Source organism: Devosia aquimaris, from assembly GCF_020169335.1.
In the GTDB taxonomy this organism is placed as follows: domain Bacteria; phylum Pseudomonadota; class Alphaproteobacteria; order Rhizobiales; family Devosiaceae; genus Devosia; species Devosia aquimaris.
This window is the reverse complement of sequence record NZ_JAIEZN010000001.1, coordinates 727,253-753,583: the sequence shown is the minus strand read 5'-3', so window position 1 is coordinate 753,583 and position 26,331 is coordinate 727,253. Positions and strand designations below refer to the sequence as shown.

General features: G+C 64.0%; 23 protein-coding genes. 11 read left to right on the top strand and 12 right to left on the bottom strand.

Annotated features, from left to right (window positions below):
• The first annotated feature begins 70 nt into the window (after positions 1-70).
• From K1177_RS03570 to K1177_RS03555, 4 genes are all read left to right on the top strand, one after another.
• Positions 71-727 carry a CvpA family protein gene (locus K1177_RS03570; RefSeq protein ID WP_224701953.1) on the top strand — a complete coding sequence of 219 codons (657 nt, stop codon included), beginning with the start codon at positions 71-73 and terminating at the stop codon, positions 725-727.
• A 170-nt stretch (positions 728-897) separates the two neighbouring features.
• Positions 898-2,388, top strand: coding sequence for an amidophosphoribosyltransferase (gene purF, locus K1177_RS03565; protein ID WP_224701952.1), 1,491 nt, complete (start codon positions 898-900; stop codon positions 2,386-2,388).
• Positions 2,388-3,122 carry an SDR family NAD(P)-dependent oxidoreductase gene (locus K1177_RS03560; protein ID WP_224701951.1) on the top strand — a complete coding sequence of 245 codons (735 nt, stop codon included), beginning with the start codon at positions 2,388-2,390 and terminating at the stop codon, positions 3,120-3,122. The genes purF and K1177_RS03560 overlap by 1 nt, the downstream gene beginning before the upstream one ends.
• 9 nt (positions 3,123-3,131) lie before the next feature.
• The gene (locus tag K1177_RS03555; RefSeq protein ID WP_224701950.1) at positions 3,132-3,743 is read left to right on the top strand and encodes a GNAT family N-acetyltransferase; all 612 of its coding nucleotides are present in this window, start codon (positions 3,132-3,134) and stop codon (positions 3,741-3,743) included.
• 67 nt (positions 3,744-3,810) lie between these two features.
• On the opposite strand, the gene K1177_RS03550 is transcribed toward K1177_RS03555, so the two are convergent.
• From K1177_RS03550 to K1177_RS03540, 3 genes are all read right to left on the bottom strand, one after another.
• Positions 3,811-5,085 (bottom strand): hemolysin family protein, encoded by a 1,275-nt coding sequence (locus K1177_RS03550; protein WP_224703680.1) that lies wholly within the window; start codon positions 5,083-5,085, stop codon positions 3,811-3,813.
• 132 nt (positions 5,086-5,217) lie between these two features.
• A complete protein-coding gene (gene der / locus K1177_RS03545) occupies positions 5,218-6,675 on the bottom strand; it encodes a ribosome biogenesis GTPase Der (RefSeq protein ID WP_224701949.1) in 1,458 nt (485 codons plus the stop codon).
• Between the two features lie 36 nt (positions 6,676-6,711).
• Positions 6,712-7,632 (bottom strand): tetratricopeptide repeat protein, encoded by a 921-nt coding sequence (locus tag K1177_RS03540; protein WP_224701948.1) that lies wholly within the window; start codon positions 7,630-7,632, stop codon positions 6,712-6,714.
• 203 nt (positions 7,633-7,835) lie between these two features.
• On the opposite strand from K1177_RS03540, the gene K1177_RS03535 reads away from it, so the two are divergent.
• On the top strand, positions 7,836-8,255 hold the full coding sequence (locus K1177_RS03535) for a L,D-transpeptidase (protein ID WP_224701947.1): 420 nt from the start codon (positions 7,836-7,838) through the stop codon (positions 8,253-8,255).
• Positions 8,256-8,273: 18 nt separating this feature from the next.
• Here K1177_RS03535 and guaA read toward each other — a convergent pair whose 3' ends face one another.
• A complete protein-coding gene (guaA, locus tag K1177_RS03530) occupies positions 8,274-9,845 on the bottom strand; it encodes a glutamine-hydrolyzing GMP synthase (protein ID WP_224701946.1) in 1,572 nt (523 codons plus the stop codon).
• 77 nt (positions 9,846-9,922) lie between these two features.
• Here guaA and K1177_RS03525 point away from each other — a divergent pair, with 77 nt between their 5' ends.
• Positions 9,923-11,149, top strand: coding sequence for an acyltransferase family protein (locus tag K1177_RS03525; RefSeq protein ID WP_224701945.1), 1,227 nt, complete (start codon positions 9,923-9,925; stop codon positions 11,147-11,149).
• Here K1177_RS03525 and K1177_RS03520 read toward each other — a convergent pair.
• The 5 genes from K1177_RS03520 to guaB form a co-directional block, all read right to left on the bottom strand.
• Positions 11,142-11,627: a TspO/MBR family protein gene (locus K1177_RS03520; protein WP_224701944.1), complete on the bottom strand. Its 486-nt coding sequence runs from the start codon at positions 11,625-11,627 to the stop codon at positions 11,142-11,144. The genes K1177_RS03525 and K1177_RS03520 overlap by 8 nt on opposite strands.
• Positions 11,628-11,691: 64 nt before the next feature.
• Positions 11,692-12,108: a hypothetical protein gene (locus tag K1177_RS03515; RefSeq protein WP_224701943.1), complete on the bottom strand. Its 417-nt coding sequence runs from the start codon at positions 12,106-12,108 to the stop codon at positions 11,692-11,694.
• Positions 12,108-13,397: an RsmB/NOP family class I SAM-dependent RNA methyltransferase gene (locus tag K1177_RS03510; protein WP_224701942.1), complete on the bottom strand. Its 1,290-nt coding sequence runs from the start codon at positions 13,395-13,397 to the stop codon at positions 12,108-12,110. The genes K1177_RS03515 and K1177_RS03510 overlap by 1 nt, the downstream gene beginning before the upstream one ends.
• A 9-nt stretch (positions 13,398-13,406) precedes the next feature.
• A complete protein-coding gene (locus K1177_RS03505) occupies positions 13,407-13,832 on the bottom strand; it encodes an MAPEG family protein (RefSeq protein ID WP_224701941.1) in 426 nt (141 codons plus the stop codon).
• Positions 13,833-14,022: 190 nt separating this feature from the next.
• Positions 14,023-15,525: an IMP dehydrogenase gene (gene guaB / locus K1177_RS03500; RefSeq protein WP_224701940.1), complete on the bottom strand. Its 1,503-nt coding sequence runs from the start codon at positions 15,523-15,525 to the stop codon at positions 14,023-14,025.
• Between the two features lie 334 nt (positions 15,526-15,859).
• On the opposite strand from guaB, the gene K1177_RS03495 reads away from it, so the two are divergent.
• From K1177_RS03495 to K1177_RS03485, 3 genes are all read left to right on the top strand, one after another.
• Positions 15,860-16,540 (top strand): hypothetical protein, encoded by a 681-nt coding sequence (locus K1177_RS03495; RefSeq protein ID WP_224701939.1) that lies wholly within the window; start codon positions 15,860-15,862, stop codon positions 16,538-16,540.
• A 118-nt stretch (positions 16,541-16,658) separates the two neighbouring features.
• The gene (locus K1177_RS03490) at positions 16,659-18,053 is read left to right on the top strand and encodes an MFS transporter (protein ID WP_224701938.1); all 1,395 of its coding nucleotides are present in this window, start codon (positions 16,659-16,661) and stop codon (positions 18,051-18,053) included.
• Between the two features lie 4 nt (positions 18,054-18,057).
• Positions 18,058-19,467 (top strand): MFS transporter, encoded by a 1,410-nt coding sequence (locus tag K1177_RS03485; protein ID WP_224701937.1) that lies wholly within the window; start codon positions 18,058-18,060, stop codon positions 19,465-19,467.
• Positions 19,468-19,515: 48 nt separating this feature from the next.
• Here K1177_RS03485 and K1177_RS03480 read toward each other — a convergent pair whose 3' ends face one another.
• Positions 19,516-20,256, bottom strand: coding sequence for an RlmE family RNA methyltransferase (locus K1177_RS03480; RefSeq protein WP_224701936.1), 741 nt, complete (start codon positions 20,254-20,256; stop codon positions 19,516-19,518).
• Positions 20,246-21,547, bottom strand: a complete 1,302-nt coding sequence (locus K1177_RS03475; protein ID WP_318153268.1) for a Ppx/GppA phosphatase family protein — start codon at positions 21,545-21,547, stop codon at positions 20,246-20,248. Before K1177_RS03475 ends, K1177_RS03480 begins: the two co-directional genes overlap by 11 nt.
• Before the next feature lie 362 nt (positions 21,548-21,909).
• Between K1177_RS03475 and nirB the strand changes: the two genes are divergently transcribed.
• On the top strand, positions 21,910-24,354 hold the full coding sequence (nirB, locus tag K1177_RS03470) for a nitrite reductase large subunit NirB (RefSeq protein WP_224701934.1): 2,445 nt from the start codon (positions 21,910-21,912) through the stop codon (positions 24,352-24,354).
• 11 nt (positions 24,355-24,365) lie between these two features.
• On the top strand, positions 24,366-24,701 hold the full coding sequence (gene nirD / locus K1177_RS03465; RefSeq protein ID WP_224701933.1) for a nitrite reductase small subunit NirD: 336 nt from the start codon (positions 24,366-24,368) through the stop codon (positions 24,699-24,701).
• Positions 24,702-24,710: 9 nt separating this feature from the next.
• On the opposite strand, the gene K1177_RS03460 is transcribed toward nirD, so the two are convergent.
• On the bottom strand, positions 24,711-26,300 hold the full coding sequence (locus K1177_RS03460) for a copper resistance CopC/CopD family protein (RefSeq protein WP_224701932.1): 1,590 nt from the start codon (positions 26,298-26,300) through the stop codon (positions 24,711-24,713).
• Positions 26,301-26,331: the final 31 nt, after the last annotated feature.

Sequence of the window (26,331 nt, the reverse complement as noted above, 5' to 3'; positions counted from 1 at the left end):
CAAAGCCGATAAACGAACCGCAACAGGCCTCAAGCGGCGCCTGTGCGGCTAATGGAGCTTGGCGAACAATATGCTGACAGCGTTTGACGTTGGTGTTGGTGTGCTGGTGCTGATTTCGGCAATCCTGGCAACGGCACGCGGACTGACCCGTGAAGTGCTGTCACTGGCGACCTGGGCCGGTTCTGCGGCCATCGCAATCTATATGTGGCAGTATCACCCCGAAATCGCGCGCGGCTACATTGCCGAGCAGCTGGTGGCGGATATTGCCACGGTGGTGGTGACCTTCATCGTCGCGCTGATCGTGCTGCATCTGTTGACGATGCGCATCGCCGATTTTGTCGTCGACAGCCGTGTCGGGCCAATCGATCGCACGCTGGGCTTTGTGTTCGGCGTGCTGCGCGGCATCCTGATCGCCATCGTCATCACGATTTTCGGCACCTGGCTGCTGCCGACCAATTTGCCCTCCTGGGCGGCGCAGTCGCAGACGCTGCCGCACCTGAAGGCCATGGGCAACACGCTGATCTCCATGCTCCCGCCTGAACTCGAGACCCAGGTCAACGAGATCCTCAAGGGCGGCAAGGACATCACCGACGATAATTCGGGCGGCCCGGCCGCAGCTGTGGAGGAAGGCACCGACTCCACCGAGGACGGCAGCGTTGATCCGGCCGCTGTAGCTCCCACAACCGTGACCACACCAGCCGCGGTTCCGGCCACGACGGCCAACTAGGCCGCGCACGACGAGCAAACGCGGCGTTCGCGACAACCCTGCCCTCCGGGACAGGCGGTGGTCGCGATACCGAAAATGGGGTAGATGCAGGGCCACCGGCCCTGTGTCGGACGTCCCGCCCGGCACGCCCCGCGCCGCCGCAGTGGACGAGCATTGGTATGGAGACCGTCTTGAACCATCCGAGCGACGACAGTTTTGATCTCGATAGCGACACACTGCACGAAGAGTGCGGTGTGTTTGGCATTCTGGGGCACAGTGATGCCGCCACGCTGACGGCCCTGGGGCTGCATGCGCTGCAGCACCGCGGGCAGGAAGCCGCCGGCATCGTCAGCTTCGACGGACGTCAGTTCCATACCGAAAAGCGCATGGGCCTGGTGGGCGATCACTATACGGACCCGGCCCTCTTGGCCAAGCTGCCCGGCTCGATCTCGATCGGCCACACCCGCTATTCGACCACAGGCGAAGTCGCGCTGCGCAATGTGCAGCCGCTGTTTGCCGAGCTGGAAGACGGCGGCATCGCCATCGCCCATAATGGCAATTTCACCAATGGGCTGACGCTGCGCCGCCAGATCATTGCCACCGGCGCCATCTGCCAGTCGACCTCGGACACCGAAGTTGTGCTGCACCTGGTGGCCCGCTCGCGGCACAGCTCGACCACCGACCGTTTCATCGACGCCATCCGCCAGATGGAAGGCGGCTACGCCATGCTGGCCATGACGCGCACCAAGCTGATTGCGGCACGCGACCCCATCGGCATCCGCCCGCTGGTGATGGGCGAACTGGATGGAAAGCCGATTTTCTGCTCGGAGACCTGTGCGCTCGACATCATCGGCGCCAAGTACATCCGCGACGTCGAGAACGGCGAAGTCATCATCTGCGAGATCCAGCCGGACGGCACGATCAGCATTGAGGCACGCAAGCCTGCCCGCAAGCAGCCCGAGCGCCCGTGCCTGTTTGAATATGTCTATTTCGCCCGGCCCGATTCGGTGGTTTCCGGCCGCAGTGTTTATGTAGCGCGCAAGCGCATGGGCATGAACCTGGCCAAGGAAGCACCGGTGGAGGCCGATGTCGTGGTGCCGGTGCCCGACGGAGGCACTCCAGCGGCTATCGGCTTTGCCCAGGCCAGCGGCATTCCGTTCGAGCTCGGCATTATCCGCAACCACTATGTCGGCCGCACCTTCATTGAGCCGACGCAGTCTATCCGCGCTTTCGGCGTCAAGCTCAAGCATTCCGCCAACCGGGCGGAGATCGCGGGCAAGCGTGTGGTGCTGATTGACGATTCCATCGTGCGCGGCACGACGTCGGTCAAGATCGTGCAGATGATGCGCGAGGCCGGTGCGACGGAAGTGCATATCCGCGTGGCCAGCCCGATGATCTATTTTTCGGACTATTATGGCATCGACACGCCCGATCCCGAGAAACTGCTGGCCAACCAGCATGCCGACCTGGAGTCGATGTGCAAATATATCGGCGCGGACTCGCTGGCTTTCCTGTCCATCGACGGGCTCTATGAAGCTGTCGGCGGCGAAAAGCGGAATGCGCAGGCGCCCCAGTTCACCGATCACTATTTCACCGGTGACTATCCAACGCAGCTGACGGACCTCAATGGCCGCAGCAAGAGCGAACACAAGCAAATGTCCATGCTGAAAGAGGCCGGTTAATGGCTCAGACTCAAGACCTTGCCGGCAAGGTCATCCTCGTTACAGGCGCTTCGCGCGGTATTGGTTATGCGAGCGCACGCGAGGCCGCGCGCCGTGGCGCCCATGTGGTGGCCGTGGCCCGGACTGTTGGTGGGCTGGAAGAGCTGGACGACGAAATCCAGGATCTGGGCTCGTCGGCCACGCTGGTGCCGCTGGACCTGCGCGATGGCGACGCCATTGATCGGCTGGGTGCGGCCATCTTCGAGCGCTGGGGTGCGCTGGACGGGCTGGTTGCCAATGCCGGCCAGCTGGGCGTGCTGAGCCCGATGGCGCATGTGAAGCCGGAAGATTTCGACAAGGTGATGGCGGTCAATGTGACTGCCAATTTCCGCCTGCTACGCTCGACCGACCTGCTGCTGCGCCAGGCGCAGGCGGGGCGCGCCGTGTTCGTGTCGTCGTCCTCGGCCCGCTCGGCCAGGCCCTTCTGGGGCCTTTATGCCGCCAGCAAGGCGGCGCTGGATGCCATGGTCAAATCCTATGCCGGCGAACTGGAGCAATCCAAGGTCAAGGCCAATGTGTTTTATCCCGGTGCCGTGCGCACCGCGATGCGCGCCAAGGCGATGCCCGGGGAAGACCCCGAGACGCTGCCGACGCCCGCTGATGTGGCGCCCAAGCTGGTGGACATGCTCAGCCCTTCGCTGAAGGAAAGCGGCAAGCTGTTTGATTTTGCCACTGGCACATTCGGCGAGATTTAGGCCAGAAACATGGTGATCTTGCGGGGATACCGTCCTGGCGACCTGGATGCGCTTTATGACATCTGCCTGACAACTGCCGACGCCGGCAAGGACGCCAGCGCCGACTATTCCGATCCGCAGATGGTGGGCCATATCTATTCCGCGCCCTATGGCGTGGTGGAGCCCGAGCGGGTGATCCTGGCCGAAGACGAGCAAGGCGTTGCCGGCTACATCGTGGGGACTTTCGACACGCCGGCGTTCGCTGCCAAGCTGGAACAGCAGTGGTGGCCGGCGTTGCGCGCGCGCTATGCGATCCCCTCCCCCGACTGGACGGCGGCCGATCGGCAACGCGTCGCCGCCATCAAGGCGCCCGAAGTGCATCCTGCCGAGCTGGTGGCCCGCTTTCCGGCCCATATCCACATGAACCTGCGCGCGCGCTTGCGCGGCCAGGGCGTGGGAACACAATTGCTGACGCGTTGGGTCGACGAGGCCCGCCAGGCCGGCGTCAAGGGCATCCATCTGGGTGCCAGCAGCGTCAATACCGGCGGCATTGCCTTCTGGACCCGCAGCGGCTTCGTACCGATGATCGAGGTCGGTCGCTCGGTGTGGATGGGCATGGCGGTGGACCCCGCCGCGCCCTGAGACGCGGGCTTCCATGACGCCCTGAAGGGCAAAGCGCCCTCTCCATTGCGGAGAGGGCGGCTCTGAATCAGACGGCGACTTCGTCCAGCCGGGTCATCATGATCTTGTCGATGCGGCGACCATCGAGATCGACCACTTCGAACTTCCAGCCATTGTGCTCAAATGTCTCACCCTCCGCCGGAAGGCGGTTGATGATGGACAGCACGTAGCCGGCAACCGTTTCGTATTTGGCATCGCGCGGAATGGCGACCTTGAGCTTGTCGCCAAACTCGTCGACCGGCATCCAGCCGGCGACCAGCCAGGAGCCATCCTCGCGGCGCACCAGGGCCGGATCGTCTCCGGTCTCTTCCTGAAACACGCCGGTGATGACCTCGAGAATGTCGGCCGAAGTGACGATGCCTTCGAAGTGGCCGTATTCGTCGACCACCAGGGCCATGTGGACGGTGGAATTGCGGATGGCACGCACCACGTCCAGGGCCTCGGCGTGATCCATGACCACGGGGACTGGCTGGACGAACTTGCGCAGTTCCAGCGGCAGGCCATTGGCGAAGACGCCGATGATGTCCTTGATGGCGACCACGCCGATGATGGAATCGGAATCACCGTCCTGCACCAGCAGGCGCGAGCGGCTGGTGCTCAGGATCGTGCGGCGAATCTCGTCGCTGTCGTCGGCCAGGTCGAGCACGTCGACGTCCAGTCGCGGGGTCATAAGGCCACGCGCGGACCGGTCGGCCAGGCGCATCACGCCGGAGATCATGGAATGCTCGTCCGATTCGATGACACCGGCAGAGGTCGCCTCGGCGATGATGGTCTTGACCTCTTCCTCGGTGACGGTTTCCTCGGACTGGCCAGCCTGGCCCAGCAGGGCGAGCACAGCCTTGCCCGACACATCGAGCACCCAGACGATGGGCGAGCCGATGATGGCCACCAGCTTCATGGCAGGCGCGACACGGGCAGCGACGCCTTCGGCATCGCGTAGGGCGATCTGCTTGGGCACCAGTTCGCCCAGGATCAGCGAGATATAGGTGATGCCCACCACGACGACGCCGACACCCAGCACATCGGCGATATTACTGGCGACACCGATCTCGCGCAGCCAGTCGGAGAGGCGCAGACCAAGGGTTGCGCCAGAGAAAGCGCCCGAGAGAATGCCGACCAGCGTGATGCCGATCTGCACGGAAGACAGGAACTTGCCGGGGTCCTCGGCCAGGGTGATGGCCGTGGCGGCGCCACGGTTGCCCTGATCGGCCATGGCCCGCAGGCGCGCCGGGCGGGCGGATACGACTGCCAGTTCCGACATTGCCAACAGACCGTTGACGATGGTCAGAACAACGACGATCAAAAGTTCAATAAACAAGGTGGTTTCAATACATGCGGCCCCGCACTCAGCATCGGGTCGCTTCAACAGGGGCAATATAGGGGTAAACCCATGGCGCGCGCCATGGGTTGAACAAATTAGTCGCAGCCTGGGCAATCAGCCCAGCTTGCGCTTGCCCGGATCGTCATAGGGATTGTTGCTGCCGCCGCGGACCCAGAGCCGGATTGGCGTCCCCTTGATATTGAACGCTTCGCGCAGGCCGTTGACCAGATAGCGCTGGTAGGACGTGGGCAACACATCGGGGCGGGAGGCAAACAGGATGAAGCTGGGCGGACGCGTCTTGGCCTGCGTCATGTAGCGCAGCTTGAGACGACGACCCGAGACGGCCGGTGGCGGATGCCCATCGACCATGCCGGAAAGCCAGCGATTGAGGCGGGCGGTGGAGACATGCGCGTTCCACGACCGCTCAATGGCAAAGATGGCGTCCATGAGCTTGTCGATATTCTTGCCGGTCAGGCCCGAGAGGGTAACCAGCGGCACGCCGCGCAACTGCGGCAGCAAGCGCTCGCAGGCCTCGCGCAGGTGCGCCAGGGCAGCATTCTTGTCTTCGATGAGGTCCCATTTGTTCACGGCGATCACCAGGGCCCTGCCCTCGCGCTCGACCAGATCGGCCAGGGCCAGATCCTGCTTTTCGAACGGGATGGTGGCGTCGAGCATCAGCACGACAACTTCGGCATACTGGATGGAGCGCAGGCTGTCGCCCACGGCCAGCTTCTCGAGTTTTTCGGTGACACGGGAGCGGCGGCGGATGCCGGCGGTATCCACCAGGTTGATGACGCGGCCTTCCCATTCCCAGGGGACCAAGATGGAATCGCGGGTGATGCCGGCTTCGGGGCCGACCAGCACGCGTTCCTCACCAACCATGCGGTTGATCAGCGTGGACTTGCCGGCATTGGGACGACCGACGATGGCGACGTTGAGGTAGCGACGGGGATTCCAGCGCAGCGTGGCCTCGTCGCCCTCGCCTTCAAGCATGTCGTCGGTGATGTCGACGTCCACCTCGGGCATCACGTCGATATCGGGCACGTCTTCCTCGGAAGCTTCCTTGAGGGCTGCGGCGCGGTCGATGGCGTCCGACACGATGGCATAGAGATCGGCCAGGCCCAGTCCGTGCTCGGCCGACAGGGCTATGGCCTCGCCAAAGCCGAGCTTGAAGGCTTCCACGAGACCGGCCTCGGCAGCGCCGCTTTCGGCTTTGTTGCCGACCAGATGCACAGTCTTGCCAGCCTTGCGCAGCACCTGGGCGAAGCGCTGGTCCAGCGGGGTGACGCCGGCGCGCGCATCGATCATGAACAGGATCACATCGGCTTCGCGGATGGCCAGTTCGGTCTGCTGGCGCATGCGGTCTTCAAGGCTGCCGTCCTTGACGTCCTCATAGCCGGCGGTGTCGAGCAGGCGGAACGTCAGGTCGGCAATGCGGCCCTCTGCCTCGCGGCGGTCGCGGGTAACACCGGGGGTGTCATCGACCAGGGCAATCTTGCGGCCAACCAGGCGGTTGAACAGCGTGGACTTGCCGACGTTGGGGCGACCGACAATGGCGACGGTGACGGTCATGCGTTTGTGTTCCGATCAGGCGAAAGGGAGCGGCCGCTACTGTGCGGCCGGCTCGGAAGACGGGGTTGCGGCAGGTGCCGTGGCTGGGGTGGTCTCGGCGGCTGGCGCCGCGGGTGCGGCATCTGCAGCCGGTGCAGCTTCAGCTGCGGGCGCGGTGTCAGTGGCCGGTGCGGGCGCGGCTTCGGTAGCGGGCTCGGAGGCGCCAGGGGCGGCCAGAACGGGACCGGTGTCGGCGGGTGCCGCATCCTGCACGATCTCGTCGATGGCGCTGGCAGCGGCATCAGCGTTCAGGTCCTGGGTGGTGGCGCCCTCGGAAAGCAGCTGGGCCAGGTAATAGCCCATGCGCGTACGGGTGCTGCTCTGGGTCATGGGATCGTCGATGACCGACTGGAAGCTGGCCTGGGCGGCGGGCAAATCGCCGGCCTTGTACTGCGCCAGCCCCAGGGTTTCCCGGGCCGCATTGCGCAGCGGGCTGCCCTCGGCGGCGACGCTGCCGACGCGGCTCTCCACATCGGCCAGCGAACCGGAATCGACCAACAGATTGCCGGCCAGCACCAGGGCCAGTTCGCGCAGATGGGCATTGGACTGGTCATTGGCCAGAGCATCATAGGCGGCAACTGCCTCGTCGACATTGCCTTCCTTGGCCAGCAGGCCCGCCTTGCGGAATTCTGCCAGTGTCGGGTAGTCGCCGGTGCCATCGGCAATCAGCTTGTCGAGTTGGGCCTGTGCAGCAGCCAGATCGCCTCCATCGGCGAGATCGAAGGCGGCATAGAGCTCGTCGGACGACTGGGCGGCATTGTTGGCATGGTACCAGGTCCAGCCTTCGTTCACGGCAACGATGGCCACGACGCCCACGGCAGCGCCGATGACATAGGGCGCGAAGCGACGCCACAAGTTGCGCATGCGGTCGCTGCGCAGCTCTTCATCAACTTCGCGGAAAATATTGTCCTGCGCCATAGCCTGCCTAAAGATCGCGTTCGAATTGGGCGCACGTTTAGCACGCTGCCGGGGGATTGCAAATTGATGTGCGCGGGTAGCGGGACCGCCTGAGACAGGGCTCGCCAGACGCGATATTAATGTAAACGGCAAATAGAAATTCCGCCAATCAACGCCTCATCATACCATTGACTGTGTCGAACACTGCACTTGGGGGCATTGACTTGGCCAGGATCGTCTTTTTTCTGTTGAGCCTTATGGTATTGGCGGCGCCTGCGAGCGCCGCGGATGTCAATATCGTTGTCGATCTGTCGCAACAGACCATGACCGTGACTGTCGATGGCGTTCGGGAATACCGATGGGATGTGTCCACCGGCAAGAAGGGGTATCGCACGCCGCAGGGCAGCTACCAACCGACGCGCATGCATCGCGAATACTACTCGCGGAAATATGACAACGCGCCCATGCCTTATTCGATCTTCTTCCGCGGCGGCTACGCCATCCACGGCACCAGCCACGTGTCCGCGCTCGGCTCGCCCGCCTCACACGGCTGCGTGCGGCTCAAGACCAGCAATGCCAAGACGCTCTACAACCTGGTTCGGGCCCACGGTGCCGACAACACCAGCATCCGCATCAAGGCCTGAAGGCGATAGCGAGTGGGATCACTCCCACTCGATGGTGCCGGGGGGCTTGCTCGTGACGTCATAGACCACGCGATTGATGCCGCGCACTTCGTTGATGATGCGCGTGGCCGTCTTGCCCAGGAAGTTCATGTCGAACTGGTAGAAATCGGCGGTCATGCCGTCTACCGAGGTCACGGCGCGTAGGGCGCAGACGAATTCATAGGTGCGGCCATCGCCCATGACACCCACGGTCTGCACCGGCAACAGCACGGCGAAGGCCTGCCAGATCTTGTCATACTGACCAGACTTGCGGATCTCATCGAGATAGATGGCATCGGCCTGGCGTAGGATGTCGAGCTTTTCGGGGGTGATGCCGCCCGGGCAGCGGATGGCCAGGCCCGGCCCCGGGAAGGGGTGGCGGCCAATAAAGCTCTCGGGTAGGCCCAGTTCGCGGCCCAGCACACGCACTTCGTCCTTGAACAGCTCGCGCAGCGGCTCGACCAGCGCCATGTTCATGCGCTCGGGCAGGCCACCGACATTGTGGTGGCTCTTGATGGTGACGGAGGGACCGCCGGTGAAGGACACCGATTCGATGACGTCGGGATACAGCGTGCCCTGGGCGAGGAAGCGGGCGCCGCCGATCTTCTTGGCTTCGGCCTCGAACGTTTCGATGAACAGGCGCCCGATGATCTTGCGCTTGGTTTCGGGGTCCGCCTGGCCATCCAGCTCGCGCAGGAACACCTCGGAGGCATCCACGTGCACCAGCGGGATATTGTACTGATCGCGGAACATAGTGACGACCTGTTCGCTCTCATTGAGGCGCATCAGGCCGTGGTCGACGTAAATGCAGGTAAGCTGATCGCCAATGGCCTCATGGATGAGCACCGCAGCCACCGAGGAATCGACGCCACCGGAAAGGCCGCAGATAACGCGTTCCTTGCCGACCTGGGCGCGGATCTTTTCGATCATCTTGCTGCGATAGGCGGCCATGTTCCAGTCGGACTTGAGACCGACGATCTTGTGCACGAAGTTGGCCAAGAGCTTCCCGCCATCGGGCGTGTGAACCACCTCGGGGTGGAACATGGTGGTGTAGCGCTTCTTGGTCTCATCGCCGGCAATGGCAAAGGGCGCATTGGGCGAGGTCGCCATGACCGAAAAGCCCTCGGGCAGTTCGGTGACGCGGTCGCCATGGCTCATCCAGACAGGATATTTGCCGCCAACATCCCAGATGCCCTCGTAGAGCGCGCTGGGCTGCAGCACTTCGACATCGGCGCGCCCAAATTCGCGGTGATGGCCACCCTCGACCTTGCCGCCCAGCTGCAGGCAGAACGTCTGCTGGCCATAGCAGATGGCCAGGATCGGCAGGCCGGAGTCGATGATCTCCTGCGGCGCGCGCGGGCTGCCGGGTTCGGTGACCGATGCAGGGCCACCCGAGAAGATCACGCCCTTGGGCCGCATGGTGGCAAAGGCCGCCGCGGCGCTCTGGAAGGGATGGATTTCACAATAGACGCCGGTCTCGCGAATTCGGCGCGCAATCAGCTGCGTGACTTGCGATCCGAAGTCGACGATGAGAATGGTGTCGGTGCGGGAAGTATTGTCTGGGTGCTGCATGGCGAGGCTTTAGCCAGAGTACGCGGATTCCGCAAGCGGGGCGTTGGAGGAACGCCCATGCAGAAATGGGAGGAATGATGCAGAACCCGCCGGGTCGCCTGCTGGGTGCGGACTTCGTGCGTGCCAGTGCCTGCTTTATCGTGCTGTTTCACCACCTGACGCAGAAGATCGACTTCCGCACGCCACTGGGGGAGCCCGACATTGCCCAGGCGCTGGCCAATGGCGGCACTTTTGGCGTGGGCATTTTCTTTGTGCTCAGCGGATTCCTGCTTGCACGGCCCTTCTGGCAGGCGCTCGACCGGGGCGACACCACGCCGTCCTTGCGCATCTATGCGCTGCGACGCGCGGCGCGCATCCTGCCCGGCTACTGGCTGGCGCTGACGGTGACCTTTGTCCTGTCGATCTTTGTCTGGCATGCCCAGGCTGACGGCTGGCTGTGGCTGCGCTACCTCTCGGGGCTTCTGCTGGTCAGCGACTGGCACTGGCTGACGCTGTTTCCGGTCGAGGTCAACGGGCCGCTGTGGTCGATCAGCTTTGAGGTGACCTCCTATGTGTTGCTGCCGATCGGCTTTGTGGCGCTGTTCGTCTTTGGCCGCCGCCTGCCCGCCTGGGCGAGCCGGTTGGCGTTCCTTGCTGTGATCGGTGTCGCGTTGCTCGGACACATGGCCTTCAGCAACTGGGTCGTGGTTGATCCCCATCGCAAGGGCTGGGAATATGGCATGCAGGGCGGTGCCAAGGTGTGGATGCCCTGGTTCAATCCCTTTGGCTTTTTCGCCATGTTCGCCGTCGGCGCGCTCGCGGGTGGCGTGCAGGTGATGCTGGCGCGGTTTCGGCACTGGCTGATGGATGTGATCTGCCTGGCGGCGCTGATCGTGGTGGGCCACTACATGTTTACGCAGGCCTATGCCGAGGCCGGAGAGCTCTATGGCTGGCTGCGCGTACCCTATCGCTTCCCCATGATGCACGCACTGATCGGCGTGGTGCTGGTGACAGGACCATCAACCGTTCTGCTCGGGCGATTGCTGGACAATGGCGTAGTGCGGTTCCTCGCGCAGATTTCGTTCGGCATCTACGTCTACCACACCATCGTCATCGAGCTGATCCAGGTCTATGCCGTGCCGGACCTGGTCTATGGCGGGATGAGCGACGCCGGGTTGTGGCTGACCTCGGTCGCGGCGACAGTGGTGATCACCATGGTGCTGGCGACCCTCTCCTATCGCTTCATGGAGGCGCCGGTGATGGCCTGGGCGCGAGGGCTGGAGGATCAGCCCCCTGCCCGCGCCGTGCCGCAGCCGGCTAGTTGAGGATGGCGATAGCCAGGTTGAGATAGCCGGCAAAGCTCACCCAGGCGAGATAGGGCACAAAGAGCCAGGGCGCGAGCGGATCGTGTTTGCGGCTGGTGACAATGAAGCCGACAATGGCCAGCCACATCAGGATGAGAATGGCAAAGGCGGCCCAGGGCATCTGTGCGAGGAACCAGACCGGCGACCAGGCCCAGTTGAGCAGCATCTGCAAGCCCCAGAGCTGCATCGCGCGGCTCGAGCGGTCCAGCATCCAGATGCGCCAGCCGGCGATGGCGATCAGCACATAGAGCGCGCTCCAGACCGGACCAAAGACCCAGTTAGGCGGATTGAGCGGCGGTTTGATGAGGCCTTCGTACCACGCACCCGGCACAGACTGGGTACCGATCAGCCCGCCGACCGCGATGACCAGGACGAGGAAGGCCGCGAGGGCCAGCCAGGTCCGGGGGGCGCGATAGTCGATGGCGGCAGAACTGGACATGATGGAAACCGGGTCTGGTGCAGGTCAAGATTATACGCCCGGCAACACCATGCGGTTCACCGTGCTATTGGGTGAGGATGCAATCGCCCAGGGCAACGGTCATCTGGCCGGGTGCGCCGTCCTTGGGCGTATAGGCAATGTCGACACTGGTCTCATCATCAGACCATGTGGCCGACACCTCATGGAAAAGCGGCACCGTTTCGGCGCGCTGCGGCGGGCAGCCGCTGCGGATGTGGCTGCCATCGGGCTGGGTGACATCCAGCACGGTGACGCGGTTGCAGCCCACAGGCGTGCAGAGCTCGGCCATATCGATCGATTTGGTCCCCGAAGGCGAGACCAGCAGATGGCGCGTATCCGGCCCGGGAATGGAGAACCAGACTGCCGCCATGGCGCCGCCGATCAGCAACACGGCTGCAACGATGAAGAAGCGGATGGTGACGACTGTGGACTGATTGTCCGGAGGCGGCGGGATGGGGCTCATCAGGCGCGGCGCAACACGTTGACGTAGAAGCCATCGGTGCCGGTCAGGCGCGGCGTGAGGCTGATGCCGCCACCGGTTGTGACGACGCCTTCGGGAACCGGCGTGCCGAAAGTGGCCTGCCAGAGCGCGGCGGCGTCCACGGGGGCAAAGTCGGGATGGGCGGCACGGAAGCCGGCGACCTGATCGTCATTCTCTTCGGGGAGGATGGAGCAGGTGATATAGACCAGCGTACCGCCTGGCTTGAGATAGCGCTGCCCCTCGGCGAGGATGGCGGCCTGCTCGGCCACGCGCTGGGCGATCAGTTCGGGCGTCAATTTCCACTTGGTGTCGGGCCGGCGGCGCCAGGTGCCGGTGCCGGTGCAGGGCGCATCGATGACCACCCGGTCCATCTTGCCGACCAAATCATCGAGGGCATCAGGCTGGGGTGCGCGGACCTGCACATTGCGGGCACCATTGCGCTTGAGGCGATCATAGATCGGTGCCAGCCGGCTGCGGTCACTGTCATAGGCAAAGATCTGCCCCTTGTTGTCCATGGCAGCAGCCAAGGCCAACGTCTTGCCGCCAGCACCGGCGCAGAGATCGAGCACCTGCTCGCCCGGTCGCGCGCCGGCCAGCGCCGCGACGATCTGGCTGCCCTGATCCTGCACCTCGAACCAGCCCTTGAGGTAACCCTCGTCGGTCGTGACATTGGGGGTACGGGAATCGCCGGACCCGGCCGGCATGGTCACGCCGAGCGGGGCGATGGCGGTGGGCTGGGGATCAAAGCGGGCCAGCGACTTGAGCACGCGGTCGCGCTGGGACTTGAGGCTATTGGTCCGCAGATCGAGTGACGGTCGACCGGACATCGCCTCACCCTCTGCGATCCAGCTGTCGCCAAAGGCGCGTTGCAGCGCGGGGGCGACAAAGGCCGGGACGTCGGCGCGGACGGCGCCGTCGATCTCGTCACCCAGCGTGCCACTCAAGCGGGCGATTTCCTCGGGTGTGGGCGGGGTCGGCGCATGGCTGTCGGCGGCAAAGCTGTCTGCCAGGGCCTGGGGATCATTGCCCCAGTCGCGCACGGCGACGGCCAGGATCAGGGCGCGCGGGCTGTCCTCGCCCATGATGGCGGCATGGGAGGCGCGGCGGCGCAGCGCGTCATAGACCAGATTGCCGATGGCGGCGCGATCCCCTGCCCCGGCAAAGCGATTGTTGAGCCCCCATGCCTTGAGCGCCTCGCTGACCGGGCGCTTGCGGGTTTCGACATCGGTGAGGACATCGATGGCGGCAGACAGTCGGCCGGGAAGGCGCATGGGGCAAGCTCAGCTGAGGAGGAGGCGAAGAAGGACCAATAGCCAGAGGATGGCGAGCACCGCAAGGCCGGCGGTGTAAACCGCGAAGCGGCGGTGCACCTTGTTGACCACCACATGGACATAGGCGTGGACATAGCGCAGGACGACAAAGGCCAGCGCCAACGCGGCCTCAATCAATGTCGCGCCCCCCGACCACAGGGCCAGCAGACACACCACAAAGAACAGCACCGGCAGCTGGAACTGGTTGTTGAAGTTGTTGGACAGCAATTGTGCCCGCTCGGGATATTGCGCCCGGCCAGCGGCGGCATCGGCCGGGGATATCGCGCCCGAGAGCACCAGCGGCACACGGATGCGGCCCATCAGCACCACAATCAGCATGGCGAGAATGGCCTGACCGGCCATGGCCAGGATGAGAAGTTTTTCGACCGGGGTCATGGGGCGCGCTCCATTGGCGGTTTTCAGGCTCTGGTTGAGAGTCTGCTACGCGCCACAAGACACTGTGGATGAATCACTTTTTGGTGGCGCGTGCGGGGGCCGGAGCGCTGTGGCACCCACTGCCGGCCTCTCTCATCGAGGATGAGGTGCCGTGCAGCAGGTGCGGCAGGATGGTGCCTGAAACGCCGAACTATCGCCCGCTGCGATAGTTCGGGGCTTCGCGGGTGATGGTCACGTCGTGGACGTGGCTTTCGCTCAGCGCCGCGCCGGAGATCTTCACAAAGACCGAATTGTCGCGGAATTCCTTGAGGGTGTGCGCGCCAGTGTAGCCCATGGAAGCGCGCAGGCCGCCGGCAAGCTGGTGCAGCACGGCGCCGGCAGCCCCCTTATAGGGCACCTGACCCTCGATGCCCTCGGGCACCAGTTTCATCTGGTCGCGCACGTCCTGCTGGAAATAACGGTCGGCAGAGCCCGAGCCCATGGCGCCCACCGAGCCCATGCCGCGGTAGGATTTGTAGGAGCGGCCCTGGTAGAGATAGACCTCGCCGGGGCTCTCGTCGGTACCGGCCAGGAGCGAGCCGACCATGACGCACGAGGCGCCGCCGGCAAGGGCCTTGGCCATGTCGCCGGAGAATTTGATGCCGCCATCGGCGATCACCGGAATGCCCTGACGGGCGCCCTCTTCGGCGCAGGCCATGACAGCAGCCAGCTGCGGCACACCAACACCGGCAACTATGCGGGTGGTGCAGATTGAGCCGGGGCCAATGCCCACCTTGATGGAATCAGCGCCCGCATCGATGAGCGCCTTGGTGGCTTCGGCAGTTGCCACATTGCCAGCGACGATGCGCACGCCATTGCTCTCGCGCTTGACGCGCTCGACGGCCTCGGCAACGCGGACCGAATGGCCATGGGCGGTGTCGATGACCAGCAGGTCAACACCGGCATCAATGAGCTGCAGCGAGCGTTCAAAGCCCTGATCACCGACGGTGGACGCCGCGGCGACGCGGAGACGCCCCTGGTCGTCCTTGACGGCATTGGGGTTGAGCTGGGCCTTTTCGATATCCTTGACGGTGATCAGGCCGGTGCAGCGGTAGTCGGCATCGACCACCAGCAGCTTTTCGATGCGGTGCTTGTGCAGCAGCACCTTGGCTTCATCCTTGGACACGCCGTCGCGCACCGTGACTAGGCGCTCAGCCGTCATCAACTCGCGGATCGGCTGGGCCGGATGAGAGGCAAAGCGCACGTCGCGGTTGGTGAGAATACCCACCAGCTTGCCGACGGCACGGCCGCCCTTGCCACCATTCTCGACAACCGGAATGCCCGAAATGCGGTTGGCCTGCATCAGCGCCAGGGCATCGGCGAGCGTCGCATCGGGGCCGATGGTGATGGGGTTGATGACCATGCCGCTTTCGAACGACTTGACCATGCGCACCTGCTCGGCCTGCTGCTCGGCGGTGAGGTTCTTGTGAATGACGCCCATGCCGCCGGCCTGCGCCATGGCGATGGCCATGGCACTCTCGGTGACGGTATCCATGGCGGAAGACAGGATGGGAAGATTAAGCGCTATGTCCTTGGTGACATAGGTGGAAATGTCGGTCTCGGTGGGCAGGACATCCGAGCGCGCGGGCTGCAGCAGCACATCATCAAAGGTGAGGGCCGCATCGCCGGTGATAGTGGTAATAATCTTCGCCAAGGCCAGACCCTTCCGGACTTCTGAATGAGATCAGAGATGATGGATAAAGAACCCGGCACGGAGGATGGTGCGGGTTCAGGTTGGCATGGGTCATTAGCACCCGGACCCGTGCTTGCATAGAGGGCCAACGCAGGTTGGCCATGCAAACCCAAGCGAGCCAAATAGTGCCAGGTTCCGCAGGGAACAGCGCAGTCGCGGCCAAGGCGGCATGGTCGTTTCACCAACAGCGCCAAGCGCCAAACCGTGAAAGGCCAAAGCCATGCTCTCCCCGTTCGCAAGCTTCATCCGCAGCCGCAAACTCCTGCCCCGCCTGGTCCTGGGTACCATTGGCGCCGTGGCGGCACTCGCCGTCTTGAAGGCTGTCGAGGCCCGCGCCGAGGAAATGCCATCGGAAAATGTTGCGGCTGTCATACAGAGCCTGTCGCCGGAGCTGGCCGACGTTCTTTCGCAGGGCTTTCCTACCGAATACGCCGCGTTCAAAAGCGCAGTGGCGATGGAGATTGCCGTCGGCGGCGACGTCGAGGCCACCACGATGCGTGTGCTGCTGGACCTGAAAGCGCAGAATGCGCCCTATATTGCCAAGGCCGGGGACACCGCCTTGGCGGCACTCGCGACCAGCATGAGCGATCTCTATCGAAGCGTAACTGATGCGGATGGGCCGCAGGTTTGCGCCGAATATGCCATCCACGGGGCGGGCGCCATGGCAGGCACCGATTTCGCCGCCCGTCACACCCGCGCTGCGCTGAGCAATCTGGCCACCATGCTGCAGGCGGCGCGCGAAGGTCGCGACCACCCCGTCGAACGCAGGGCAGCCACCGACGCCGAATGGGAGGCCGTGGCGAAGCTGAGCCTGAAACGGGGGGCAACCTCCGAGGGGTTCTCGGCCCTGGCGCAGGGAGTCGCCGATCCCGACCTGTGCCCCAGCGTCGTCGCCTTCCTTGAGGCGGCACAGGGCGATGTTGGCGCCGAGCTTGTTCGCGCCGAGGTATTGACCCTGTTCGCAACGGGAGAGTGAGCGGAGCCACAAATCGGCTTGAGACAACAGGAATTGTCTTTTCACTGTCCGACGCGACCCCCATAGTATTGGTGGTCGCGTTCGCGGCCTGACGATTCCTCCCCCCGGTCTTGCTATTGTGATCCGCGTCACCCCCCTTATCCTGGCGGTTGCCCTGTTCATGGAGCAGATGGATTCGACCGTGATCGCCACGTCGCTGCCGGCGATTGCCGCCGACATCGGGGCCGAGCCGATCGCGCTCAAGCTGGCGCTGACCGCCTATTTCGTGGCGCTGGCGATCTTCATTCCCGTCAGTGGCTGGATGGCGGATCGGTTTGGCGCCAAGACGGTGTTCCGCGTCGCCATCGGCGTGTTCATGCTCGGCTCGCTGGCCTGCTCGTTCTCGTTTTCACTCGAGACCTTCGTGCTGTCGCGATTCCTGCAGGGCATCGGCTCCTCGATGATGACGCCGGTTGGCCGGCTGCTGCTGGTGCGCTCCACGCCACGCAATGAACTGGTTTCGGCCATGGCCTGGTTGACGGTGCCGGCGCTGCTGGGGCCACTGACCGGACCGCTGATCGGCGGGTTCCTGACCACCTATCTCAGCTGGCACTGGATTTTCTGGATCAATATCCCCATCGGGATTGCCGGCATCATTCTGGTCGGCATCTTCCTCAAAGTCCCCGATATGGAGCTCAATCGGCGGATCGATGTGCGTGGGTTCCTGATTGCGGCCGTCGCGTTTTCGGGCACAGTCTTTGGGCTGTCAGTGGTGAGCCTGCCGGCGCTGCCGATACAATATGGCTATGCCACGCTGACGGTCGGCGTACTGGCCGGCGTGCTGTACTTCTGGCATGCGCGGCGGACCGAGCACCCCTTGCTCGACCCCCAACTGCTGCGGCACCGGCTCTTCCGCTCCACCATTATCGGTGGCTCATTCTTCCGCATCGGCGTGGGCGCAGTGCCGTTCCTGCTGCCGCTGATGCTGCAGCTCGGCTTCGGGATGACACCGTTCCAGTCGGGCGCCATCACCTTTGTGTCGGCCATTGGCGCCATCGCCAGCAAGTTCCTGGCCGAATTCATCTATGCACGCTTCGGCTTTCCACGATCACTGGGCTTCTCGGCCTTTTTCGGCGGGGCGCTGATTGCCGCGCAGGGTCTGTTCGATGCCCAGACCCCTGCCCCGGTCATCATGGCGGTGCTGCTGGTTGGCGGCGTGCTGCGCTCGGTATTCTTCACCGGCAGCAACGCGCTGGGCTACGCCGATGTCAGCGATGAAGAGGCCAGCCAGGCCACGGCGATCGTCGCGGTTGGACAGCAGCTCAGTGTTGCATTTGGCGTGGCGGTGGCAGGGGCGATCCTGGAAGTAAGCACGCAGATGCGCGGCTCGCCGTTGTCGCTGATCGATTTCCAGATCGCGTTCTTCGTCGTGGGTGGTCTCAGCGCTCTGGCAGCGCTGGTCTATGTCCGGCTTCCAGCGGATGCCGGCAGCGATGTGTCCGGGCACCGGACGGTGGCTGAGGCCAAGGAGTGAGCCGATGCACGACCGTTCAATAGGCAGTTCGCGCATTACGCCGCTGATTCTGGCGACAGCGCTGTTCATGGAGAACATGGACTCCACCGTCATCGCCACGTCGCTGGCCGCGATTGCCCATGACATCGGCACCGATCCCATTTCGCTGAAGCTGGCCCTGACCGCCTATCTGGTGGCGCTGGCCATTTTCATCCCGATATCGAGCTGGATGGCCGACCGCTTCGGCGCCCGCAATGTGTTCCGCGTCGCCATGGCCGTCTTCGTGCTGGGGTCGATTGCCTGCGCCTTTTCCAATTCGCTGCTGGCTTTCGTTGCTGCGCGCTTCCTGCAGGGCATGGGTGGGGCACTGATGACGCCGGTGGCCCGCCTCGTCTTGGTGCGCTCGACGCCGCGTCACGACCTGGTCAATGCCATGGCGTGGCTGACCATTCCGGGTCTGGTGGGGCCTATTGTTGGCCCGCCCTTCGGCGGTTTCCTGACCACCTATTTTTCCTGGCACTGGATCTTCCTGATCAATGTGCCGATTGGTGTCCTGGGCATTGCGCTGGTGAGCCGTTTCCTGCCCGAGACCGTGCGGCACCCCACTGGCACAATGGACTTCAAGGGCTTTGCCCTGGCCGGTCCGGCCTTTGCGCTGTTTGCCTTTGGCACGGCGGTGATCAGCCTTCCGGCCCTGCCACCCATGGTGGGCATCGTCGCGACGATCCTGGGCGTGGCTCTGGCCTTCGCCTATGCGCGACACGCCCTGTCCATCGAAAATCCGCTGTTTGACCTACGTTTGCTGCGCTTCCCCTTCTTCCGCAGTGCGGTCGTGGCGGGGACTTTCTTCCGGCTCGGCCAGGGTGCGACGCCGTTCCTGTTTCCGCTGATGCTGCAGCTGAGCTTTGGCTATACGCCGTTTGAATCGGGCATGATCACCTTTGCCGGGGCCGTGGGCGCGATCATCGCCAAATTCGTGGCCAATATGCTGTTTCTGCGCATGGGCTTCCGCACGGCGCTGACGCTGTCGACGGCGATCTCGGCCTGTGGCCTGTTGGCCATGGGGCTCTATACGCCGGACACGGCGGTGGCGCTGATCATCGCTATCCTGGTGTTCGTGGGCTTCTGGCAGTCGATCTTCTGGACGGGAAGCAATGCCTTTGTGTTCGCCGATATCGAGGACAAGGACGCCGGCCAGGCCAATGTGATTGCCCAGGTATCAACGCAGCTGTCGATTGCCCTGGGCGTGGCGCTAGGCGGTGGCATGCTGGAAGCCAGCCAGGCCCTGCGCGGGGGCGAACTGGTGCTGAGCGATTTCCACTTCGCCTTCTTCGTGCTGGCGGCCGTGTGCCTGATCTCGACGGTGATGTTCTATCGCCTGCCAAGGAATGCCGGGCACCAGCTGACACATGCTCAAGGGGGCGACGGGCACTGAGCGGCGCACCGGCGCTCGCCCAGCACAAACGTCAACAGCAAGCAGCGCCTAGCGGTCGTATTCGCCCTCGCCCGGGACGGTATCGTTGCTGCCCTTGAAGCCCTTGGCGATGAGATAGGCTTCGGCCGAATCTGCGCGGCTGGAGGGCGGCTTGGCGTGGAAGGTGCTCTTGAAGTGGCGCTTGAGCATGTGCAGCAGTTCATGCTCGGTGCCCCCCTGGAACACCTTGGCGACGAAGGTGCCGCCGGGCGAAAGCACATCGAGCGCAAAGGCCGCTGCGACCTCGATGAGCTGAACGATACGCAGGTGGTCGGTGGGGCGATGGCCGGTGGTGGGCCAGGCCATGTCGCTCATCACCAGATCGGCCTTCTTGCCGCCCATGGCTTCGATCAGCATGCCGGGGGCGTCGTCCTCGGTGAAGTCCTTGCGCAGCAGGATGACGCCGGGAATGGGGTCCATCTCGAGATAGTCGATGCCCACGATCAGCGGATTGGCTTCGGTCGAACCGGTGGCCTTGGCCGCAACCTGCGACCAGCCGCCGGGCGCCGCGCCCAGATCGACAATGCGCATGCCCTTGCGGAACAGATGGTGCTTTTCGTCCATCTCCTTGATCTTGAAGGCCGCGCGAGACCGATAGCCTTCCGAGCGGGCCCGGGCGACATAGGGATCATTGAGCTGGCGCTCGAGCCACTTGGTCGAGCTGACCTTGCGGCCCTTGGCGGATTTGACGCGGATCTTGAGATCCTTGTCGGACTTGCGTCCGCCCGTGCCGAGAGCTTTATCCACCATTGGCGTTTCTCCGAGGATAGCGCGAGGCGCGTGACCGGGTACGGTCCGCATCCATCAGCGAAATGAGTATGCCCTCACGCAGGCCGCGGTCAGCCACCCGCACCCGTTCCGTCGGCCATTCGCGGCGAATGGCCTCGAAAATGGCGCAGCCGGGCAGCACGAGATCTGCCCGGTCGCGGCCGATGCAGGCATGGGCGACGCGGCGGTCATAGGGCATGCCGAGCAGGATTTTCATGGTGGCGTCGACTTCGGCGCGCTTCATCCAGAGGCCATCGACCTTCTGCCGCTCATAGCGCTCCAGGCCCAGATGCAAGCCGGCCAGGGTCGTCACCGTGCCGGACGTGCCGATGAGGTGCACCGCGTGGTTGGCGATCATCTGGCGCAGCTTCTCGCGGCCGCGGAACTGGCGCAGATGCTCGCTGACATAGGCCACCATGGCCTCAAAGACCTCAGGGGTGACATCGACGCCACCGAATTTTTCGGCAATGGACACCACGCCCACCGGCAGCGACTGCCAGGAGCGGATCGAGGCTGGCATGCGCCCTTGCGACTTGGGTCGGCCGCCGCGGAAATCGAGCCAGGCCAGTTCCGATGAACCGCCACCAATGTCGAACATCAAGGCGCCGGCCGCGTCGGAGTCAATCAGGTCGGCGCAGCCGGTAACCGCCAGCTCAGCCTCGGTCCGACGATCGACGATCTCGAGATCGAGCCCGATCTCTTCCTTGATGCGTTCGAGGAAGGCGGGGCCGTTCTCTGCGACCCGGCAGGCCTCGGTGGCAATCAGGCGCATGCGGGCGGGCTGGTGTTCGCGCAACTTGTTGCGGCACTGGCGCAGCGCCTCGAAGGTCCGCTCCATGGCTGCGTCGCCCAACCGTCCGGTCACAGACACGCCTTCTCCCAGCCGGACGATGCGGGTGAAGCCATCAAGGACGCGGAAGCCGTGGTCATGCGGCCGTGCGATGAGCAGGCGGCAATTGTTTGTGCCCAGATCGAGCGCGGCATAGAGCGGCCCCCGATGACGGCGAGTCGGATTTGGGGCGGCAGATGTCCGCTTTTCCGCAGCGGGCACGGCCCCCCGGGGCCCTGCCCTCCCGGCCTGGCCTGGGCCAGAACGGGAGCGAATTGCCGAGTCGTCGCCTGGCGACAAATCGGCGGCGGACCGATCGGAATCGGTCACTTTAGTCTCCTGTGTGCGCGGTCGCTGTACCCGGACATGGCCGGTAGCGCCCTTCGCACCTATTTGCGTGTCGGGTCTGAAGGTAGTGCATGGGGAGGACGAGCGCAATGACATGCTTGGCAGGCCGCACATGCAACCGCGTCGCGACTGCGCAGAGATGCAGCAGCCCCAATCAGGCGCCGCGCAAATAGGCAGATCGCTGCATCAATGTGCGGCAGGCCCGCCGCGACGGGAGTGCCGCAGTGCCCAGGCGACGCGCAATGTGCTGATGCGTCTCGATTTTGTCCGAGCCCGCCATATGGCACGGTTCCTGCATTGTCAGTGCCATCGGGATCCCTTGGGTCCCAAACAGATTGGCGTCCAGCGTTGGGCGCTCACTACGGCAAAGCTGCCAACTGACCGCTCTTCGGTGTGAACCACCGGTGCGCTCCAGTTGGCAGCTTTTTTGTTTTGCGCCGCCCAAAAGGAGAAGGCACATGAGCGAAAAACTTGTCATCGTCGGCAACGGCATGGCACCGGGGCGGATGCTGGAGCATCTGTTTGAGGCCGCACCAGGGCGGTTCGAGGTGACCATCTTCAATGCCGAGCCGCGGGTGAACTACAATCGGCTAATGCTATCGCCGGTGCTCTCGGGCGAGAAGACCTACGAGGAAATCATCACCCATGATGACGCATGGTACGCCGACAATGGTGTGACGCTGCACAAGGCCTCGCCGGTAACGCTGATCGACCGGGCCGCCAAGCGCGTGGTGTCGAGCAATGGCATCGTGGCCGACTACGACCGGCTGGTCATCGCCACAGGGTCGAGCCCCTTCATCCCGCCGGTGCCGGGGCATCAGTTGGATGGCGTTATCACCTATCGCGACCTCGATGACGTCGACAAGATGCTGGCGGCGGGTTCCGGCTGCAAGGTTGTGGTTATCGGCGGCGGTCTGCTGGGGCTGGAAGCGGCAGCGGGCCTCAAGATGCGCGGGATGGACGTGACGGTGCTGCATCTGGGACCAACACTGATGGAACGTCAGCTCGACCCGGCAGCGGGCTATTTGCTGGAGCGGGCCTTCGCTGATCGCGGGGTGACGGTGATCACCCGCGCCAATACACAGCGCGTGCTGGGCGAGGAACGCGTAACCGGCGTGGAACTGAGCGACGGCACGGTGATCGACTGCTCGATGGTGGTGATGGCCGTGGGCATCCGCCCCTCGACCGGCCTTGCCAAGGCGGCGGGGCTGGCGGTCAACCGCGGCATTGTGGTGGACGACCAGATGCGAACCGACGATCCCAGTGTGTTTGCGCTGGGCGAATGCGCGGAACACAGAGGCGTTTGCTACGGGCTGGTGGCGCCGCTTTACGAGATGGCGCAGGTGCTGGCGCAGACGCTGGTGGCGGCACCAGCAGCCTATGCCGGCTCGGTCACCTCGACCAAGCTCAAGGTGACGGGCATCGACCTGTTCTCGGCCGGCGACTTTGGCGAGGCCGAAGACCGCGAGGAGATCGTGCTGCGCGACGCCAGCGCCGGCATCTACAAGCGCTTGGTGCTCAAGGATGATCGCATCATCGGTGCCGTGCTCTATGGCGAGACCAGCGATGGGCCCTGGTATTTTGACTTGTTGCGGCGCGGCGTCGACACGCGCGAGATGCGCGACACGCTGATCTTTGGCCAGGCCTATCAGGGGGGCACCCCACTGGACCCTATGGCGGCCGTTGCAGCCTTGCCGGATGAGGCAGAGATCTGTGGCTGCAACGGCGTATGCAAGGGCAAGATCACCGACGCAATCACCGGCAAGGGCCTGACCGGGCTCGATGGTGTGCGCGCCCACACCAAGGCCTCGGCTTCATGCGGATCGTGCACCCACCTTGTGGAGCAACTGCTGCATCTGACGCTGGGCGACAGCTACAATCCGGCAGCAGTGCAGCCAATGTGCGCCTGCACTGACTATGGCCACGACGACGTGCGCCGGCTGATCATCGCCAAGGGGCTCAAGTCCATTCCGGCGGTGATGCAGGAGCTGGAGTGGAAGACCAGTTGCGGCTGCGCCAAGTGCCGACCGGCGCTAAACTATTATCTCGTCGCCGACTGGCCGGGTGAATATGAGGATGATGGCCAGAGTCGCTTCATCAACGAGCGGGTGCACGCCAATATCCAGAAGGACGGGACCTATTCGGTGGTGCCGCGCATGTGGGGCGGCATGACCAGCCCCAAGGAACTGCGCGCCATTGCCGATGTGGCCGACAAGTTCGCCATTCCGGCGGTGAAGGTCACCGGCGGACAGCGCATCGACCTGCTGGGCGTGCGCAAGGAGGACCTGCCGGGCGTCTGGGCTGATCTCAACGCCGCCGGCATGGTGTCTGGTGCCGCTTATGCCAAGGGGCTGCGCACAGTCAAAACCTGCGTCGGGTCGGACTGGTGCCGTTTCGGCACGCAGGATTCCACAGGGCTGGGCATTCGGCTGGAAAAGTTCATGTGGGGCGCCTGGACACCGGCCAAGGTCAAACTGGCGGTATCAGGCTGCCCGCGCAATTGCGCTGAGGCGACCTGCAAGGACATTGGCGTGATCTGCGTGGACAGCGGCTATGACATCCACTTTGCCGGCGCTGCAGGGCTGGACATCAAGGGCACCGAGCTGTTGTGCCATGCCGACAGCGAGGATGAGGCGCTGGAGATCATCGTGGCGCTGACCCAGCTCTATCGCGAACAGGGTCGCTATCTCGAGCGCATCTACAAATGGGCCAAGCGCGTGGGCACGCCGTCGATCCTGGCCAATGTGGTGACCGACCACGCCAAGCGTCGGCACTATTTCGACCGGTTTGTGTTCTCGCAGCGCTTTGCCCAGGTCGACCCCTGGGAAGAGCGCGTGAACGGCAAGGACGCGCATGAATTCGCGGCCATGGCCGAACTGGCCGTGCCGATGGCGGCAGAGTGATGGAGCAGGTTATGACGGATGACTGGATCGATATCGGCAGCCTGGATGCCATTCCCCGCCGCGGCGCGCGCTGCGTCAGCACGCCGGAGGGCAAGATCGCCGTGTTCCGCACGCATCAGGATCAGGTGTTTGCGCTGGAAAACCGATGCCCGCACAAGCAGGGGCCGTTGAGCGAAGGCATTGTGCATGGGGCATCGGTCACCTGCCCGCTGCACAACTGGGTGTTTGACCTCGCCACCGGCGAGGCCATGGGCGCCGATGAGGGCCGGGTGCGCACTTATGGTGTGCGGGTGCAGGACGGGCGCATCCTGATGGCGCTGCAGCAGGCCATGGTGGCGGCGCAATAACGCGCGCCATCAGGGCAGATCGAGCGAACCGGTGATTGTCCGCTGCTCGAAGGCGCCGAGGCGGATGGTGACGGCGACGGTCCAACTGCCGCCGAAAGGCAGGGTCAAGTCATTGACCTGCCAAGTGCTTTCGGCGCCGGTTGCTGTCTGCACGATGGGCTGGATACCACGGGCCGGCTGAGACAAGGCGAGGTGAACGCCCTGGACCGAGCGCGGCGCCATGTCGGCATCCATGACGTCGATGGCGATGCTGACCGGGCCGGGCTGGCCAGGGGTGACTGTGAGCATGGCCATCACCTTTTCGTCCATCACATGGGCAAAGATGGGGTCTGCGACCACCGCGGCTTCTGCCAGGGCACGCGGCGGTGGGGTGAAACGCCAACCGGCAACTAGACCAAGCACGAGGGACACCAGCACGACCTCGGCCAGAATGCTTGCCCGCAGGCGGCGCCGGGCATTGGCGTCTCCGGCCAAAGCCGGGCGGGTTAGGCTGCGACGATTGTACAGCGCCAAGGCAAAAACCAGCAGCAACAGCAATAGCTTGACAGCCAGGATGGCGCCATAGGGCGAGAGCCAGGTGGGCCCTGGCACGCCGAGCTGTATGGCTGCCAGGGTGATCCCCGAGAGGAGAATAGCGCCAACAGCGAAGGGGATTATGCGGGAGAAACGGCGCAGCGCGCCGTCGGCTTCCTCGCCCGCCGTTGCCAGGAGTTCGGCGAGTGGAATGAGTGCGCCGAGCCAGAAGAGGATGCCGGCGACATGCAGAAAAACTGCTGGCCGCGTAAGCACTTGCGGCGCGGCAGTGCTGGCGTGACCGCTGAGCGCCAGGGCGAGCGGGGCCAGGATGGCTGAGAGGACAATGAGCGCGGCCCCTGCCCGACCGCCGCGCCTAAGTCCAAGAAAAGACAGGAGAAAAGCCAGGCCCAGGACACAGGCGGTGATGCCGTAGCTGGTGCCCATTGAAGTGGTCCAGACCGGTGGTGACAGGGCGGCGGTGAGGGGCCGACCGAGGGCATCCAGACCCTGCAGGCAGAGGGTGAACAGCGAAGCGCTAAGACCAATGATAACAAAGGCTTGCGCGATCGATTGGCTGCGTTTTGGCAGGGGTGCGACGCGGCTGAAGGCGGCGGTGCCGATGCCGAAGGCCAGGGCGAGGAAGAGCGCGGCCTTTCCTGCCCAGAGCAGCGGGGCAACCAAGGGATCGCCGCCGGGTGCGGCCTGGGTCTGGGTGACGCTTCCGATGGAGAAAACCACGGATGCGCCAATGGGATGGCCATCGATCGAGGCGACGCGCCAGCTGAGAAGATGGGTCCCCTGGGTCAGGTCTCGTGGTAGGGTAACGTTGAGATTTTGGCCGCCGCTGGTGGCAGACAGCAGGTCGGTCGCGGTGCCGTCTGGCGCGATTAGCGACACCGCAAGGGGTGTCACAGGTTCATTGAATGAGAGCGACACTTCGCCCGGATTGGTTCGCAAGATGCTACCCGAAACAGGCGCACTTTCGAGCAGCTGTGCATGCGCCCATGCCGAAGCACAGAACGCGAGCAGAAAAAGCCAGGCGAGACCGACAGCAACCCGGCCACGACGCGAGAAAGACACCATCACCCTACCCCTAAACCGCTACGAGAAAGCG